This window comes from Acidobacteriota bacterium (assembly GCA_016196065.1).
In the GTDB taxonomy this organism is placed as follows: Bacteria; Acidobacteriota; Terriglobia; order Terriglobales; family Acidobacteriaceae; genus Acidiflorens.
The window spans coordinates 185,972-203,542 of record JACPYL010000008.1; the positions used below are offsets into that span (position 1 = coordinate 185,972).

Consider the following 17,571-nt stretch of genomic DNA (forward strand, 5'->3'; position numbering starts at 1 on the left):
GCGTAAGCGAAGATAGGACGGGGCGCTGGCCTACGGCGTGCCGTACAGCCGCTGATACAGCGTTTCATTCCGCAAGATTGCCTGCACGTACTCGCGAGTCTCCGTAAACGGTATGGACTCCACGAATTCCTGTGGATCGCGGTAGTGTCCTTGTCCGAGCCAGTCGCCGACGCGGTCGCTGCCGGCGTTGTAGGCGGCGAGGGCGTATTCGAGTTGTCCGCCGTACTTGTCGACCATGGATTTGAAGTAGCGAGTCCCGAGTTGCATATTGACGGACGGCGTGTAGAGTTGGCTCGGGTTATAGCCTTTCAGCTTGATTTCTTTTGCGACGTGCTTGCCGACGCTGGGAAGCAATTGCATCAGTCCAACGGCGTTGGCCCGTGACACGGCCATCGGATTGAATTCCGACTCCTGCCGGATCAGCGAAGCGACGAGGTAGGGACTGAGTCCGTTCTGCTGCGAGTATTTACGGAGATCGGTCCAATACGGTTTGGGAAAGAGTCCGTCCCAATAGGCACGTGGCAGTTCCGGTACGTCGACGGCAAAATAGTTAGGCTTGGCGCGCTTGAGAGTCTGAATGGCGCGGTTGTACTGGCCGCCATCCTGATAGATGCGGACGGTTTCGGACAGTGCCCACGATCCGCCGTCTTCGAGAGCGGCAGCCTGCAACTCGCGGACAGCAAGGTCTGCTAACGCGCCGTTCGAAAGCAATCGCGCACGCTGCAAACGGAGGTTCTCTTCAGGTGGCTCGCTGTCAGCGACCTTATCTTTTTGCGAAAGCGGAGGCACCCGGTCCAATAGAGCGTAATGATGCGCGACGTCGGCGCTTGCAGCCGGAAGATTCTTCAGACGCTGGCGGCCTAGTTCGGCGTAGTAGTAATTCAGAAAGCGCGACGTCAGCTTCTGGTAAAACGCTCTGGCCATAGCCGCGTCGCCATCTTCTTCGGCAACACGCGCGCGCCAGTAGAGCGCGGCCGGCACTTCATTGGAATCGGGATAGAGCGCGATCTGATCTTCAAATCCTTTGCGGGCTTCGTCGGCGCGGCCTTGCCGGAAACAGAGCCACGCGGTCTTCCAGTGCGCATAGCTGGCGCGAGGGGCGCTCGGAAAACGTTGTTGCAGTTCGCGGAAATGATCGATGGCGCGGTCGTAGTCGCGCTTGAGCAGATACATGTTCGCGGCTGAGAGCAGAGCTTGTTCCAGCCATGGGCTGGTGGGCCCGAACTGGCGAAGTTGCGCGAGGGAGCGCTGCACATCTTCGTCATCATTGCTGGAGCGGGCCGTTTCGTTGACCAGATACAGTCGCTGCGCTTCAGCATCTCCGGTTTGCGGTCCCATCGCGGTCAGGACCTGGCGGGCCTCGCGGCTCCGGTCATTCTTCAATAGAGAGCTGGCCAAAGCGAGTTGCAGGACAGGGCGTTCGGCTGGAGTCACTTCATCGAGCAGATCGCGGTACTCGTTGGCGGCGTCACTGTAGCGGCGCGCTTTGAACAAAAGGTCGGCACGAGTGCGGCGCTCGGTGAGGGTTCCGGTAATTTTCAGCTTGCGCAGTTCTGCTCCGGCGGCGTCGGACTCCGCACTCACCGGCAGGTTGTAGTAGACGTTGCGGAATGCGGTCGAAGCTTTTTCTTGCTGACCCAAGGTGGCGTAAGCTCGCCCGATGGCCAGTTCTAGATCGCTGCGCACCGGCTCACGGTCTTTTTCCAGTAAGGTGGCCGCTTCCTGCGCCCGGTTTTCTTTCATCAGCGCACTGGCGTAGACGAGATGCACGTCACGGGTGAGAAGAGAGTCAGAGAAATTTTTATTGAAATCGGCCAGAGTGGAAAGCGCTTCCGCGGTGTGTCCAGTCTCAAGGTAGGCGTCGCCCAGGTAGTAGGCCACGTAGTCGCCCAGTTCACTGGCGCCGGATTTCGAACGGTTCAGCGGATCAATCGCTCTCCCGTAGTCATGATCGAGCGAGCGAGCGTAGCCGACCACCAGCCAGGCTAAGGCGCCCGCGTCTTCCTTAGCGTGCTGGCGGGCGTAGGTTTCAACTCCGGCATAAGCGGCGGGAGTGCGGTCCTGCAACAGCTGTTGGGCCATCGGACGCAGGCTCGCGGAAGCAACAAAGGCTCGCTTCACGCGGCGGACCCTCGGAGATGCTTCTTTTCTCCTCTTCTTGCTCTTTACAGACTTGCTGGTTGCTGACGTTTTTTTCTTCGCGCTGGCAGCGGAAGTCTTGCGCGCTGAGGAGGTACTCTGCGCCATGCCTGCATCGGGCAAAATTAGGGAAAGGAAGAGAGAGACTACCAGCAACCTGCCAAGCGCACTACGCAATGGAACCCTACCTAATGCCGGAAATTCGCGCCCATGATGGAGACGTCGTCTTCGGCGAGACTTCTTACCAGTTCATGTTGAAAGTAATCGCCGGAAGCCGCAACTGTATTCCCGTAACGTTTCTGGTACGTGCCGCGGCTTTTCTCAATCGCTTCCTTCAGACGATCGTAAAGATCTTTGTGTTTCCGGCCTTCCGTGACCTTCGCCTGATTATAGAGTTTGACTTCGTCCACGAGCAGGCGCGCGAAGCGCTGGGCCTTGCGATGTACGTCCTGATCCTCGGATGAGCCTGCCGGAGCGGGCGACGATTCAGGCGCGGCTTCCGTGGCAACCGCCACGGCGGGCACCAATTCCTCGACTACAACTGGTTCGGCCTCGGCCACCGCGCTCATCACCGCTGCAGGTGCGGGCGCTTCCGCGGATGCGGAAGCAGCGGCTGCCATTGCGTGCGTCGGAGAGTGGGATGCGAACGGATCATTGAATGCAGGCGCCGCTTCGGCCATGGGCGCAGGCCGGCTCTCGCCACGTTCAGCCGCCGGTTCCTTGTGGGCCAGCTTCCGCAATGAAGTCACTTCGAGCCAGGCGCTGGTCGAAAGGACGAGCAATTCGAGCGAACCGGCGTCGAGATGGCCGGTCTCGGTACCTGCGTCGGCATATACGAGCGCTGCCACTTTATCTTTCAAGACGAGCGGCAACAATCGCGCTTCCCCGCTGGCCGGAGCGCCAAAATCCTGTGCGAAACGCGCATCGAGATCTGCAGTGGGAGCGGAAACTGGCGCGCGGTCGCCGATCGCGCTTACAACGGAGGCAGCGTGCGCATCGAGCGCAAAATCCTTGATGCCATCATTGTTGCTGAAGCCGCGCCCTTGCCATCCAGACGCGTTGTTGCCTTTCACCACAAACAGCGCCACGCGGGAAGCGTAGTTCGCGCAGCTGTCGAGCAGCGCTTTCAGAATTTCTTTCTGGGAAGTGCCGAGCTGGATTTCGGTGACAGCGCGCGCGAGATCCGCGGAGTTCGCACCGGCAGGAGCGGACTCTGGCTCGGGCTGAGAAGCAATTTCAGCCATCACCTGACGTACGATTTCCGTTCGCAGTTGGACAGCATGGCTCTCCAGTGACTGAGTAACCACCCGCTCCACGATCGGCTGCATCCAACTGCGGTCCGTCATTCACACTCCGGATAATCTTGCTGATGGCCCAACGATGCCTTCTAACTCATGATTATAAGCCACTTGCAGGTATTTCCGGGACACCATAGTACGTGTTCTCCCGGTTACCAGCGTGCCATGGAACCAATCCCATTAATGAGACTCAGGGTCGCAAAGCCGGGCCGCATCCCAAAAAGGCACGTTAAACGGTACAATAGCACTCTGGTATTGCGTCGCGCAGCGCTAAAAACTGCATCGAGTTACGAATGAGTGCCATCCAACCCAATATAACGGAGCCCCTCAGTGAAGAACTGACACTGGTACGGGCCGCGAAGCAGGGCGACGATAAAGCGTTCGAAGAATTGGTGCGGCGATACGATCGCAACGTTTTTCGAATCGCACAGCACATTACGCAGAATCGCGAGGACGCGGAAGATGTAGTGCAGGACGCGTTTCTCAAGGCGTATGGCAATCTGCAGCAGTTCCAGGAGCAGTCGAAGTTTTACACCTGGCTGGTCCGGATTGCCGTTAACGAAGCGCTGATGAAGTTGCGCCGGAGGAAACCGGAACGCACGGTTTCCCTCGACGAAGAAATCAAGACCGAGGATGATTCGGTTCCGCGCGAGGTTGCGGATTGGAGTCCCAATCCGGAGCAGATGTATAACCAAGCGGAATTGAGAGACATCCTGACGCGCACGATCCAGGGATTGCCGCCGGGGTTTCGAACGGTGTTTGTGCTCCGGGATGTGGAAGGTTTATCCACCGAAGAAACGGCGCAAGCTTTGGAGTTAAGCATACCGGCAGTGAAATCGCGCCTGCTGCGGGCACGCTTGCAACTGCGCGAACGGCTCAGCCGGTTTTTTCAGAAACGGGCGAGCGGAGACAGCGACCAGTGAAGTGCACTGAATTCCTTAAGGAACTGACTAACTACCTCGACGGCGCGATCGATGCGCGTACCAAGTCCGATCTCGAGGATCACTTGGCGTGGTGCCATAACTGTTACGTGGTTTGCGACACCACCCGCAAAACGATTGAGATCTATCGCGACTCCGAGCTCTATCCGCTACCGGAAGATCTGCGTGGACGTTTGCGTTCGGCGATCATGTCGAAGTGCACCGCGAGCAAGAAGTCTGATCCTCAGACCAGCTGACACGCAATTTCCCCCACCTCCCCCAAGCCCTTGATTCTTGGCAGCTAAGTGTACTCATCAGGTACGCAGGGCCACGAACGAACCTTTTCAGCCCATTTTGAATCTAAGATTATGAAGCAGTAACCGCCCAAAAGAGCGAGGTGTGCAGCGCTGAGGCGGCCCCGTGGTAGGGAGGCAACAATGTTTTCCAAGTTGATGGACGCGATGTTTGGCTGCTGGCATTCCCACTATAGTTTTCCGATGACGGTGCGTGCTTCGCGTCGCAATCAGAGCACTGCGAAAGTAGGCACGTACGTCGTGTGTCTCGATTGCGGCAAGGAACTCGCCTACGACTGGAAGGAAATGCGCGTGATGGAAGGCACTCCGCAAGCAGCATCTCGATCCCTCGTGATCAAAGAAGCCGCCTAAGATCAGATTTTCTCCTGGAAGAAGCCGCGACTCGGGTCGCGGCTTTTTTTTGTCCGCATCAAGGGGCAGTGCCTTCTCTTCGGCGATTCGATCGGGCCATGCCCTCATGCACAAAAAAAATGTGCGCCTTTGGGGTGCGCGGGCGGATAATGGGGCGAGCTGAATCGCGGATCCTGTTCGAGGATCTGATTTCTAGTTTCTCTCCAGATGATTCGGCCCGGAGGTATCTATGCCTCTTTCCAAGCTTCGCGAATTCCTTGACCAAAACAATATTAAATATCTGGTAATTTCCCACTCGGTTGCGTACACGGCGCAGGGCATCGCGGCGATGGCGCACATCCCTGGAAAAGAACTGGCGAAAACGGTCATGGTGCTGGTGGACGGACGACTGGCAATGGCGGTTGTGCCCGCTTCCTCCCGTGTTGATCTTGCGAGGTTGACCCGGTATCTGGGAGCGGACGTAGTGGAACTAGCGTCGGAAACCGAATTTCGCGACCGCTTTCCGGATTGCGAGACCGGAGCCATGCCACCTTTCGGCAATCTCTACGGCATGGCCGTGTTCGCGGACGAAAGCCTGACTCATGACAAGGAGATCGCCTTCAACGCCGGATCTCATCGGGAACTGGTGCGGATGAGCTTTTCCGATTTCCAGCGCCTCGTAAATCCCGCTTTGATGCCGTTGGCATTGGCGCGAGCCAGAGCTTACGCCGTCTGAGCGAGGTCCGGCGGGCCGGTTTCCCGGGCACGGATAGCAAGGAAATGCGTCTCAGGGAAAGTTCTTTTCATTTTTCATCCAAACTTCACAAATCACTGTGTTAGATTCAATTTCCTACAGTCAATTTTGACTTCCCGGAGGAAAATGAATTGGGCAAAGACATGGTCCCCAAGCGGATCTTTTTCACCAAAGGTGTGGGAAAGCACCGCGAGCGGCTGACGTCTTTTGAGCTCGCCCTGCGCGATGCCGGCATTGCCGCGCAAAATCTGGTGCGTGTCTCTTCGATCTTTCCGCCTAACTGCAAGCTGGTACCGCGCTCCCAGGGACTGAAATACCTACACCCCGGAGAAGTTGTGTTCGCGGTGGTCGCCGAAAATTCCACCCATGAACCGCACCGTCTGCTGGCCTCGTCGATCGGCGTCGCCATTCCCGCCGACCGCAACACCTACGGCTATCTGAGCGAACATCATTCATTCGGCGAAACGGAAGACTCCGCCGGAGATTACGCTGAAGAACTCGCTGCTGAAATGCTGGCGACTACGCTCAACGTCGAGTTCGATTCCGACCGGTCGTGGGACGAGAAGAAGGAGATCTACCGGATTTCCAACAAAATCGTTCGCACGGCTAACGTCACGCAGTCGGCGGTCGGTGACAAACGCGGATTGTGGACGACGGTCATCGCGTCCGCGGTTTTGATCTTCGACTAAACCAGTGGATCCACGGCACGGCGCCGAATCTCCATTGAGTTCGTGAGAATGGGTGAGTCCATCTGCCAGTTTTGAGTATCGGTACGGGCCCTGGTTGATCCGGAAGAGTCTTCAGGAGGCTCTTCCGCATAGGAGAACGCCCATGTCACGCACCTTTGTTTTGTCGGTGTCTTTTGCTTTTCTCGCCTTGCTGGGTGCGGCGACAATCAACTGCGGCGGCTCTTCAAGTTCCGGCGGAGGAAATGGCGGAGGTCCTTTCGATGTCGTGGGGGACTGGCAACTCGTCTTCTCTTCCAATGTCGGTGATACCGCATTCGCCTTTGGAGCGATCAATTCCTCCGGATTGGGCGCATTCCTGGACTTCTCGGGAAATATCGTGACTCTACCCAAGGTCACCGGCGTGAAGTCGTTTTCCGGAAACTTGACCGCGTATGCCGTGAATCCGAACTTCTTCTCCAATGGCACTCCGCTCGAGACCGATCCCGCGCAGGGCAACGTGAACTCCGCCACGTCGATCACCGGCACGTTTACAAGCGGCACGAATCCGGCCGGCACTTTTGCCGCTGGCCCCTATTTCGCCATCACTGGCGCCCCTGTCGCTCTTTCGGGAGCGATGAATGGGAAAGAACTGGGCTTCGTGAACACCTTGCTCCTTACCTTCAACTCGAATGGGACTTTCAGCGGAGGTGATAACTTCGGCTGCAGCGTTGGCGGGACGATCGCGCAGGAGAAATCCAGCGATGTTTTTGACGTAACCTTCTCGAATGTATCCGGCGCTTGCACGACCGACACGCGCACCGGCATTGCCTTTGAAAGCAAGACGGATTTTTTCAATGTGAACGCCGGCGCGGACGCCACCTATTTCTACATGATCCTGCTAACATCCCAATTGACCAACGTGCGCCCGGGTGTGATCGTAATTTACCAATAGAGGGCGGACGATCGACCTTCCCTCCTGCGCAACAGTCACGGCTTACCCGATGTTGTGTGATGGGCACCATTGTTAAGAGCACCCAACATTTTCGAAACATTCTCCGTTGTCTAGTGAGTCCGCAATTCCGTAAAGTCATCGCAGGTGTCTATGAATTTCGGTTTTTGAAACCCCTCCCACCCGAGAAACTCCCAGCCTTCCTTGTAAATCTGTGATGGCCATCCCTTTGCGTTGTAACTAGTAGCCCAATCGCGGCCTGCACGGCAGTTCATGACAAAAAACAGAGCTGACGTGATGTCAATCAAAAGGAGAATGTTATGGAGAGTATCCGAAGCGTCCAGTGGCGGCTGGGAACAATTTTTGTACTCTTGTTGTGCGCGTGCACTGCCATCGCACAAACGCAATTTGGAACGATCACGGGACGAGTCACGGACAAGACGGGAGCGGTTATCGGCGATGCAGTCGTGACCCTAACCGATACTTCGACTCAAACCAGCAAAGAGGTCAAGACCGGTGCAGATGGAAGCTTCACCTTCGCAGCCGTCGTTCCATCCAATTACAAGCTGAATGTAGCGAAAGAAGGATTTGGCGGGTTCCAGAAAACATTCGCCGTCACTCCAGCTGATCGCCTGACCGAAGACGTTTCGTTGGCGGTGGGCGGTTCGCAGACAACCGTCACGGTTGAGGCCAATACTGTTCAGGTCAACACGACCACTGGAGACGTCTCGCACTCCATTACCACCAGCGACCTGCAGAACATGCCGCTGCTCACCAAGAACCCGTATGCTCTGATCGGCCTTGCCGCCGGCGCAACCGATACCGCGTCCGCGAACGGCGACACTCGCGGTCAGGGCTTCGCGGTGAACGGACAGCGCACCTCATCGGTCAACTACCTCCTGGATGGCGCCGAGAACAATGAGTCGTATATCACCGGCCCGGCTGCACTTGTACCGAACGATTCGGTGCAGGAACTGAAAGTTCAGGGCAGCAACATGACGGCGGAATTTGGCCGCAACGCAGCGGTCGCCAACGTCGTCACCAAGTCGGGGACGAACCAGTTCCACGGTTCCGGATCCGAGTACTATCGCGGCGCAGCTCTCACTGCCAATACTGTACAGAACAAGGCCAACGACGTTGGCAAACCGAATTTCGTCCGAAACGATTTCACATTCGCCGGCGGCGGCCCTCTTATCAAAGACAAGACTTTCTTCTATGCTGCGATTGAAGGCGTTCGCGTTCGCTCCTCCGGGCAAAATTTCTGGTGGGTACCGACACCGGAATTCATGGCGAATACCGCCCCGAACATGGCGAATTACCTGACGGTAGGCGGATTGCCCACCGCCAGCACCACCAATGTCATCAACTCACTCCAATTTAGGAACCTGAATTCGATCGACACCAATGGCGACGGAATTATTGAGGATGACGAACGAATTCCGGCGTTGACCAATGCGAATACAGGCGCCGTGATCGGTGATGACGTTCCCCTGTTTGGACAAGTGGTCAGCACCGCGCCGATCGATGCTGGCGGCGGCAATGCGCAGAACACTTGGAATGCTCTGGGGAAGGTTGACCATCGTTTCACAACCAATACCCAGATGAGCTTCCGCTTCGCGTTTACCGACAACAAGTTTCCGGTAGGTTTCAACGATAGTCCCTACAACGACTTTCGAACCGCCAACTTCTTCACTAGTTCGAACTATTCCACGTCGTTGACACACACTTTCTCGCCCCGGATGATCAGCGAAAGCCACCTGACCTTCAGCCGGACCGAACCAGAAACGCCGAATGGAACTGGCAGTCCGCTCATTCCCTGTATTCAGTTCGGTAACCGGAACGCCACGCCGGACGGAAAGCCCATCGTGTTTCCTGGCTACATTCCGACCATTTGCAACGTCGGCAGCGTACGGGCTGGTGGACCGCAGAACACGATTTCGGCAGGCACCGGCTTCACCCTTTCGAGGGGTAACCACACCTTCAAATGGGGCGGATACTTCAGCCACCTCCGCGACAACCACACCTTCGCCGCCTTCGAGAATGGCAACGGCACCATCGCCGATCCGCAGAACCTTCTCAACGGCATTGTTGACACTCGCTTTTCCGTCGCGTTTGATCCGAAGGGAAAGGTTCCCGGCGACCTTTACGACCCGTCGGTTGACGGGCCGTTCGTCGCTCCGAACTTCACGCGCCACTATCGCTACAACGAAGTGTCGTTCTATGGGGAAGACTCCTTCCGCATTACTCCCCGCTTCACGCTGACGGCAGGCCTGCGATGGGAATATTTCGGCGTACTGCACAGTCCGAACGCGGAGAGATCGCTGGATGCCAACTTCGTGCTCGACGCGGTGGGCCAACCCAAGTCAGCGAACCCTTCGAAAACCGTCTTTGAGCAGATCCGGGACGGCCGCTTCCAGCGAACCAATAATCTGTTCAACCAGGACTGGAATAATTTTGGTCCGCGCCTCGGCTTTGCCTGGGACGTCTTCGGCAACGGCGGCACTTCGGTCCGCGGCGGCTACGGGATGTTCTTCGACAAAAATTTCGGCAACGCACTGTTCAATGTGATTCAGAATCCGCCGAACTACAATGTGGCGGCGCTTTCTGGATTCAATGCCGCTGTGGACGTCAACGAATACGCATTGCTCACGAACATCGTTGGCCCCGGCGCGGCGCCGGTTGGCGGTTCGGCCCGCATGCTCGACCAGAAAATGGTGACGGCCTACAACCAGCAGTGGAATATTGGAGTGGAGCATGACATCCTGCACAAGGGACTGATCGCTTCCGTCACCTACGTTGGCAACAAGGGCGACAAACTCTATGCGTTGAACAACCTTAACCAGCGCGGTTCCTGCATTCTGGCACCCGAGGGCTCGTTGCCAGACTGTAACGCAGCCGGCGGACGCACCGGACGGCTGAACCAGACCGGAGTCACCGGCCTGAATCGCCGTGGGAACGAAGCCTTCTCCCGGTACAACAGCATGCGTGCTGAGTTGAAGACTCGCGCCATTCACGGCGTCACGCTCGACACCTCCTACACGCTGGCTCATTGGAAGGACAACGTCAGTTCCTTCTTCGGGGACGCCACCTTCGACGGAAACTTTGGCTTTGGATTCCGCGATCCGTTTAATCCCAAGTTGGACTACTCGGATTCCTCCAACGACATCCGGCACCGTTTTGTCCTGGCTTACACCTGGGCGATTCCGGTGGGGAACAACATGAGCGGCATCGCCAAGAAGATCGTCGCCGACTGGTCGTTAAGCGGCGTCTATTCTGCCCAAACCGGTGGCGCCTTCTCCGTGTATGACGCGTCGGGCTTATTCGACAGCCAGTGCTCGGAAAGCGGCACCAACTACTGTTATCCGCTTGATGGACCAACGCCCAAGGCGCACGTAGTGAACGCTGGCCCGAACACGTTCAACTACTACGACTTGTCCGGGTACAAACCGCAGAACGCAAACTGCCTCGTCGATGGCGATCCCAACAACGTGGACCTGGCTTGCACCGCCGCACTCTATTTGCAAGATCCGACCGCCCTGGCAAAACGCAACGTTCTTCGTTTGCCTGGCGTTTGGAACTTTGACGCGGCGTTGGCCAAGAGGTTCAGTATCGGCGAGAAGATCGGGCTCGAACTGCACCTCGAAGCGTTGAACATATTAAATCACTCGAACTTCTACGGGAACCCGGCGACGAATGATATCGCCAACGGGTTCTTCCAGGTGACCCGTGGCGTACTCCCGGTCGCGGCCGGGACGGCGCCCGCTCAGGGGACGATTGTGGAACGCCGTGCCCTGCAGTTGGGGGCGAAAATCACCTTCTAACCCAGAACGTTTCTTTCACAAGGGGAGCCTCGGCTCCCCTTTTTTCATGCAACCCGTTCGCGGATTGGCGCCTCCTTAATGTGAACGCAGGAGGAAACAACATGATCCGCAAACTTAGTTCGGGAAAATTCCGGTTGTATTCAAGAAAGAAAGATCCGAAGACGGTCAAGCGCCGCAATCTTGGAACGTTCGGCAACCGACCGGCGGCGGAGAAGCACGAGAGGGCGGTGCAATACTTCAAGAGGGCGGGATAGATTCTCGCAGCGGCTGAAGCCGCATCTTTGATTGGGACAAGGAGCGCGGCCAGAAGCCCGCCTCTCAAAGGAACGTCAAGGCCAGGCCCCGCTTAGGCAAGGGTCCCACGGCAGCGAGCGGAGACATCTATAGCCAGCGAAAATCCCCCTCCCCATCTGGTTTAGCGCTTCTTTCCGGAAGCTTTCCCCTTACCCAATCTTTCTAATACTGCCGTCACGATCATCGGAAGACCGACCGTCGCATCGACGAATACTTCGCCGAACTTGCCGCCTTCGGCGGGGGGAACAAATTTTCCCCACGATACCGCTTCGCTATAAGGGCTGCCCGACAGGCCTCCCCAGTGCACCGGTTCGGGACAGATGCGCAAGCCATAGTGGTAGCGCTTCAAGGGCAGATCTTCCCCGCCCCGGCGATGGCGCAATTCGATGAAGGGACCGAATTGTTGCGACCAGTTGCGCGGCACGCCGCCGCCGATGGTGAATATTCCCAGGCGTTTTTGGGCGAGCAGCGTAGCGGCAAAGTGCTCCAGATCTTCGAACGGATCAAAACGGAAACGTGCCTTGCCCTGTTTATCGCGCTCGCGATTGGTGAGAGCGTAGTCCAGTCCAAGTTCGGAATCGGAGAATGCCGGCACGAATACCGGGACATTCTGTTCATACGCCGACTTCAAGATTCCGCGCTGGCCTTTGGCCGTCTTTGCGAGATATTTCCCGATTGCGCGATTCAGCTTGTAGGAGCACATGATTTCATCGGAATCCCAATCGGAGAAGACCGCGTGCATGACCCGTTCGACGTCGTCGAGATTCTGCTCGGGTTCAAGCGTGTCATAGACGCGGTTGTAGCCGGCTTCATAAAGTTCTTCGTCACTGAATTCAGGATTGTGGCGGAAATGAGCGCGCCCGGTGGCCTCGACGAGTCCGTGCGCCATGAGGGCGCCGGTAGAAACAATGGCGTTGACGATCCCGCGGTCGATCAGCTCAGAAATGATCAGGCCCTGCTTGGCGACAGTCATCGCGCCCGCCAGCGTCATCACAACAAAACAATCCTTGTCGCGAGCCATTGCTTCGAGAACGTCGGCCGCTTCGCCCAATTGGCGTCCAGTGAACGCGGTCTTCGCCATGGCGCGGACCAGGTCGTCCACGGTGTGAATCTTCTGGGGATCGAGAGGCTCCAGGGGGATCAGCCGATCCTGCACAGGATCGTGCAGCTTGCGGTCAATACCGGCGCCTTCCTGATGATGGCCGTGCTTCGAGTCGTTTTTGTGCTTCAAGAATCCAACCTCCGTATGAGTAAACAAAATTGATCGGAAGAAACAATTTACTAGAAGTCGCGGGAAGATGCCGAGCCCATTGACGCCGCGTTCACATCAGGATCGCGAGCTTTGATATCCTGCCTATTCAAGTCTAATAAAGCGGGGCATCCCCTTGGAGAAATCATTGCCCGATAAATTCACTGTCGCGCTAGTCCAGATGTCGTGCGGCCCGGAGCCTGCCGACAACATGGCGAAGGCGCTTGATCGAGTAGCGGAAGCAGCCAGGCGTGGTGCGCATGTCGTCTGCCTGCCCGAGCTTTTTCAGACGCAATATTTCTGCCAGCGCGAGGAAGCGGGACTTTTCGATCTTGCCGAGCCGATTCCTGGGCCGGGCACAGAAAAGCTCGCCGCAGCGGCGCGGCAAAATAAAGTAGTGCTGGTCGCTTCCCTGTTCGAGAAGCGCGCTCCCGGGCTGTATCACAATACGGCAGCGATTTTCGAGAATGACGGCTCGTTGCGGGGCATCTATCGCAAGATGCATATTCCGGACGATCCGCTTTATTACGAAAAATTCTATTTCACTCCCGGCGATCTGGGATTCAAGGCGTTTGACACCTCGGCTGGCAAGATCGGGACGCTCGTTTGTTGGGACCAGTGGTATCCAGAAGGCGCGCGGCTCACGGCGCTGCAGGGCGCAAGCATTCTGTTTTATCCGACCGCCATTGGATGGCATCCGGACGAGAAGGCGGAGTTCGGAATCGCGCAGCATGATGCCTGGAAGACGATCCAGCGCGCGCATGCGATTGCGAACGGCGTGTATGTTGGAGTGGTCAATCGCGTGGGATTCGAAACCGGCAACATTCGCGGCAAGTCCGCGCCCGGCAAGGGGCTTGAATTCTGGGGCGGATCGTTCTTGTGCGATCCATTCGGAAGAGTGCTCGCGGAAGGTTCGCATGACAAAGAAGAAATTTTGCTGGGTGAAGTGGACCTGCGGCACCTGGAAGAAGTCCGCCGCAACTGGCCGTTCCTGCGGGACCGGCGCATCGATGCATATGCCCCGATCACAAGCCGCATGCTGGATGGGAAGTAGGATGGAAATCAATCGATTTGTCGGCACTCTATTTCGAACTGTCATCTTGAGCGGAGCGAAGGACCTGATTTCTTTTCGTTCGTCGGGACAGCAGGTCCTTCGCTCCGCTCAGGATGACATTGTTGTAGTGGAATGTGGTTTAGACACAGGTGGCATCCGCTCATGACCCCCCGCCCTCGCAAACCGCCCTCCGCCCTCGGCTATCGCATGCCCGCCGAGTGGGAGCCGCATGAATCCACGTGGCTGGCCTGGCCTCATTTTCGGGATGACTGGCCGGGCAAGTTTGAACCCATCCAGTGGGTGTACGCAGAGATAATCCGCAACCTGGCCCGGCATGAATGCGTCGACCTGGTCGTGAATAGTGCAAAAGCCGAGCGGCAGGCGCGCGCGGTGCTGGAGAAAGCCGATGCTCTTTCCGACAACGTTCGCTTTCACCTGTGGCGTACCGATCGTGTGTGGACACGCGATTCGGGCTGCATTTTCCTTCAGAAAGATTCGGACGACAGCAAGGCTGCGACGCTTGCGCTGAATTTCGAATTCAACGCGTGGGCGAAGTATCCGAATTACAAGTTCGATGCGAAGATGGGCGCTCGCATGGCGAAGACCTCGGGCGCGCGCGTGGTGCAGCCCTTCTCTGGAGACCATCGCGTTGTGCTCGAAGGTGGATCAATTGATGTCAACGGCTCCGGAACGCTGCTGACGACGGAAGAGTGCCTGCTCTCGAAGGTGCAAGAACGAAATCCGCCGATGGACCGCATGGCCTACGAGCAAATGTTTGCCGACTACTTTGGAGTGCAGACGGTGATCTGGCTCGGCGAGGGCATCGCAGGCGACGACACGCACGGGCACGTAGACGACATCACGCGCTTCGTCGCACGCGACCGGGTCGTCACGATGGTAGAGGCCAACGCGCAGGACGACAACTACGCGACGCTCCAGGCAAATCTTGGTCGCCTGCGCGCAGCGCGCACCGCGGATGGGACCAAGTTCGACGTGGTTGAGCTTCCGATGCCGCGTCCAGTGATCTTCGAAGACCGTCGTCTACCAGCAAGCTACGCCAACTTCTACATCGCGAATGGAGCGGTACTGGTGCCGGTCTTTAACGATCCCAATGACCGGGTGGCGTTGAATACGCTGGCTGAGTTATTCCCCACCAGCGAAATTGTCCCCATTTATTCTGGCGACCTGATCTGGGGATTTGGGGCGCTGCACTGCATGACGCAGCAACAACCGGCGGTCAGCGCCTAGTCCAGAGTGTGATCGAATGATGGTTGCCTTAAGAGCGGTACTCGCAGTGGCTGTTCTCTTTTCCTGTATTGGTTGCAGGGATGAAAGCATCTCGGATCGTCTTGCTTCTCAGGTCGGGTCAAAAGCGAGCAGTTTGGATATGGGAAAGATTGCAGCTTTTAACTGGGATCAACTGTTCATATTTAGCCCTTACGCTTTTCCCCAAGGCATCTGCGACACAATCAGGTTGTCGCCCTCCGAGTGTTCTGCGGCACACTTCAGCGACGTCGACGAGGGAGACTTCTTGCTTGTATTCATGCATGGACGCGAGATCGTACGCCGTGAGTTGGTACGCCGATTGATTGGCGATTTCGACGCTGCTTGCTGCTGGAAAGCATGGCGCCGAACTGATGCGGTGTTCACGATAAACCGAACATCGTCAGGCGTCTATTTCTTGTGTTCCAAGTAGATACGCCCTGAGCCTCAGGATTCACTCCCGTCTGAATTAAGAAGCACTTCATTTACACTACCCCTGTGAACGCGGAAACCATCGCCGTGGGCTCGGAGATGCTGACGCCGCATCGTCAGGATACGAACTCGCTCTACCTCACGGAAAAGCTGAACGAGTTGGGCGTCGAGGTGCGTCACAAATGCGTGGTCGGCGACAACAGTGACGATCTGGCGGCGGCGGCGAAGTTGGCCATGCGGCGCTCGGACATCATCATTCTGATTGGCGGGCTTGGTCCAACGGAGGACGATCTCACGCGCGAGGCGGTGGCGGAAGCGCTGAATCTGCAGTTGCGGCGCGATCCGGAAATTCTCGTCAAGTTGGAAGAACGTTTTGCCAATCGGGGATGGAAGATGTCCCCTAACAATGCCAAGCAGGCAGACGTGATCACGGGCGCAGTGGTGCTGCCGAATCCGAATGGGTCGGCGCCCGGACAGTGGATCAGCGGGAAATACGATGGCCAGGAACGGATTGTCATCCTCCTACCCGGTCCGCCGAATGAATTGAAGGGGCTGTATGAAGGCGAGTGTATTGCGCGGTTGAAGGCTCGCGTACCGCAGCAGTTCATCGCCATGCGCGAATTGAAGATTGCCCTCCTGCCGGAATCACAGGTCGACGCGAAGGTCGCTCCCATCTACAAAACGTTCACAGATGTCCAGACCACAATCCTCGCAGGCTCTGGCGAAATTCAGCTGCATCTGCGTTGCCGCAAGGAATCGCAGGAGGAAGCCGAAGCGCGCGTCGAGGAGTTGGCCGAAAAGATCGACGAGGAGATGGGCGACACAATTTTTTCCCGCAAGGGAGAAAGCCTGGAGCAAATCGTCAGCTACCTGCTGCAGATGCGCGGCATGACTCTGGCGGTCGCCGAATCCTGCACGGGCGGATTATTGGCGCAGCGGATCACCGGGCTGAGCGGAAGTTCGCGCTATTTTCTCGGCGGCGCGGTGGTCTACTCCAACGAATTAAAGACGCAGTTTGCGAATGTCCCCAAGGCCTTGATCGCCAAGCATGGAGCGGTCAGCCGCGAGGTCGCCAAGGCGCTGGCGGAGGGGATCCGCCAACGGTGCCTTTCGAGCTACGGAATTGGTATTACGGGCGTGGCCGGCCCGACGGGCGGCACCGAACAGAAGCCGGTTGGCCTGGTCTACGTGGCCCTGGCGGGGGAAGAAGGGACGCAGGTCGTTGAGCGGAACTTCCCTGGCGACCGCAAGCGCGTGCGCTGGTATGCCTCGCAACAGGCGCTGGAGATGATCCGGCGGGCCCTACTATAGAGACGGATTGACCATCGCGAGTCTCTGACCTAAAGTACCGGAGCGGCACCCCTTTGTATTATCGTGGTGACGCGGCCGAGCGGTATCATCGGCTGTAGAGCGGTCAATAGGCTATCCATGACCCAACAACCCGAACCACGCGTGACTGTGGACCTGCCGGTGCGGGTGTGGGGGATGACTGCGGACGGACGTCCGTTCTCGCAGCACGCGCGGGCGCAGAACATCAGTTCAGAAGGCGCTTTACTGGCAGGGATCGAAAGTGAACTGAAGGTCGGGGACATCATCGGCGTGCAGTGTGAAGAGAAGAAAACTCGCTGCACGGTGATGTGGGTGATGAACACCGGCCCCATCAAGAAAAATCAGGTTGGCATCAAGTTGCTGGCGGATCAGGATTGTCCGTGGAAAGCCTACTTGCCGATGCAAGGGACCACGGCCACGATTCTCGAGAGCAATCGGCGGAAGTGGCCCCGGCACAAGATTTCATTCCCAATTGAACTCCGCGACGAGCGCTTCAAGACGCCGATGCGGATCAGCGCTACCGATGTCAGCGGCAATGGTTGTTACGTGGAAAGCATCATGCCACTGCCGATCGGAACCGTCCTGCGCGTCGACTTCTATCTGCAGAACGAGCACATCACGATCACTGCCGTGGTGCGAACGTGCGATCCGGGCGTGGGGAACGGGATCGAATTTACCGGCGACCCCTATTCCTCAATCGCCGGCGTCGAAACGACAGGCTTCCGCTAAACCGCCAGCTGCAGATCCCTCGCTCCGC

General features: G+C 57.3%; 15 protein-coding genes. 12 read left to right on the forward strand and 3 right to left on the reverse strand.

What is annotated here, in order from left to right; all coding sequences use genetic code 11:
• Nucleotides 1-30: 30 nt before the first annotated feature.
• Both HY010_01945 and HY010_01950 read right to left on the reverse strand, forming a co-directional pair.
• Entirely contained in the window at nucleotides 31-2,247 is a 2,217-nt protein-coding gene (locus tag HY010_01945; protein ID MBI3474466.1) for a transglycosylase SLT domain-containing protein, read from the reverse strand.
• Between the two features lie 80 nt (nucleotides 2,248-2,327).
• Nucleotides 2,328-3,485, reverse strand: coding sequence for a hypothetical protein (locus HY010_01950; GenBank protein ID MBI3474467.1), 1,158 nt, complete (start codon nucleotides 3,483-3,485; stop codon nucleotides 2,328-2,330).
• A gap of 245 nt (nucleotides 3,486-3,730) precedes the next feature.
• Between HY010_01950 and HY010_01955 the strand changes: the two genes are divergently transcribed.
• The 8 genes from HY010_01955 (at nucleotide 3,731) to HY010_01990 (ending at nucleotide 11,447) form a co-directional block, all read left to right on the forward strand.
• Entirely contained in the window at nucleotides 3,731-4,360 is a 630-nt protein-coding gene (locus HY010_01955) for a sigma-70 family RNA polymerase sigma factor (protein ID MBI3474468.1), read from the forward strand.
• Nucleotides 4,357-4,614 carry a zf-HC2 domain-containing protein gene (locus tag HY010_01960; GenBank protein MBI3474469.1) on the forward strand — a complete coding sequence of 86 codons (258 nt, stop codon included), beginning with the start codon at nucleotides 4,357-4,359 and terminating at the stop codon, nucleotides 4,612-4,614. Before HY010_01955 ends, HY010_01960 begins: the two co-directional genes overlap by 4 nt.
• A 180-nt stretch (nucleotides 4,615-4,794) precedes the next feature.
• A complete protein-coding gene (locus tag HY010_01965) occupies nucleotides 4,795-5,022 on the forward strand; it encodes a hypothetical protein (protein MBI3474470.1) in 228 nt (75 codons plus the stop codon).
• A 229-nt stretch (nucleotides 5,023-5,251) separates the two neighbouring features.
• The gene (locus HY010_01970) at nucleotides 5,252-5,737 is read left to right on the forward strand and encodes a YbaK/EbsC family protein (protein MBI3474471.1); all 486 of its coding nucleotides are present in this window, start codon (nucleotides 5,252-5,254) and stop codon (nucleotides 5,735-5,737) included.
• A gap of 161 nt (nucleotides 5,738-5,898) precedes the next feature.
• Nucleotides 5,899-6,444, forward strand: a complete 546-nt coding sequence (locus HY010_01975; protein MBI3474472.1) for an arginine decarboxylase, pyruvoyl-dependent — start codon at nucleotides 5,899-5,901, stop codon at nucleotides 6,442-6,444.
• Nucleotides 6,445-6,586: 142 nt separating this feature from the next.
• The gene (locus tag HY010_01980) at nucleotides 6,587-7,375 is read left to right on the forward strand and encodes a hypothetical protein (protein ID MBI3474473.1); all 789 of its coding nucleotides are present in this window, start codon (nucleotides 6,587-6,589) and stop codon (nucleotides 7,373-7,375) included.
• 317 nt (nucleotides 7,376-7,692) lie between these two features.
• On the forward strand, nucleotides 7,693-11,193 hold the full coding sequence (locus tag HY010_01985; GenBank protein ID MBI3474474.1) for a carboxypeptidase regulatory-like domain-containing protein: 3,501 nt from the start codon (nucleotides 7,693-7,695) through the stop codon (nucleotides 11,191-11,193).
• 101 nt (nucleotides 11,194-11,294) lie between these two features.
• The gene (locus HY010_01990; protein ID MBI3474475.1) at nucleotides 11,295-11,447 is read left to right on the forward strand and encodes a hypothetical protein; all 153 of its coding nucleotides are present in this window, start codon (nucleotides 11,295-11,297) and stop codon (nucleotides 11,445-11,447) included.
• 161 nt (nucleotides 11,448-11,608) lie between these two features.
• Here HY010_01990 and HY010_01995 read toward each other — a convergent pair whose 3' ends face one another.
• Nucleotides 11,609-12,718: a deoxyhypusine synthase family protein gene (locus tag HY010_01995; GenBank protein ID MBI3474476.1), complete on the reverse strand. Its 1,110-nt coding sequence runs from the start codon at nucleotides 12,716-12,718 to the stop codon at nucleotides 11,609-11,611.
• 166 nt (nucleotides 12,719-12,884) lie between these two features.
• Between HY010_01995 and HY010_02000 the strand changes: the two genes are divergently transcribed.
• The 4 genes from HY010_02000 (at nucleotide 12,885) to HY010_02015 (ending at nucleotide 17,543) form a co-directional block, all read left to right on the forward strand.
• Nucleotides 12,885-13,790, forward strand: coding sequence for a carbon-nitrogen hydrolase (locus HY010_02000; protein MBI3474477.1), 906 nt, complete (start codon nucleotides 12,885-12,887; stop codon nucleotides 13,788-13,790).
• A gap of 162 nt (nucleotides 13,791-13,952) precedes the next feature.
• Nucleotides 13,953-15,038 (forward strand): agmatine deiminase family protein, encoded by a 1,086-nt coding sequence (locus HY010_02005; protein MBI3474478.1) that lies wholly within the window; start codon nucleotides 13,953-13,955, stop codon nucleotides 15,036-15,038.
• A 513-nt stretch (nucleotides 15,039-15,551) separates the two neighbouring features.
• Nucleotides 15,552-16,796, forward strand: coding sequence for a competence/damage-inducible protein A (locus HY010_02010; protein ID MBI3474479.1), 1,245 nt, complete (start codon nucleotides 15,552-15,554; stop codon nucleotides 16,794-16,796).
• A 117-nt stretch (nucleotides 16,797-16,913) separates the two neighbouring features.
• The gene (locus HY010_02015; GenBank protein ID MBI3474480.1) at nucleotides 16,914-17,543 is read left to right on the forward strand and encodes a PilZ domain-containing protein; all 630 of its coding nucleotides are present in this window, start codon (nucleotides 16,914-16,916) and stop codon (nucleotides 17,541-17,543) included.
• The last annotated feature ends 28 nt before the right edge of the window (nucleotides 17,544-17,571 follow it).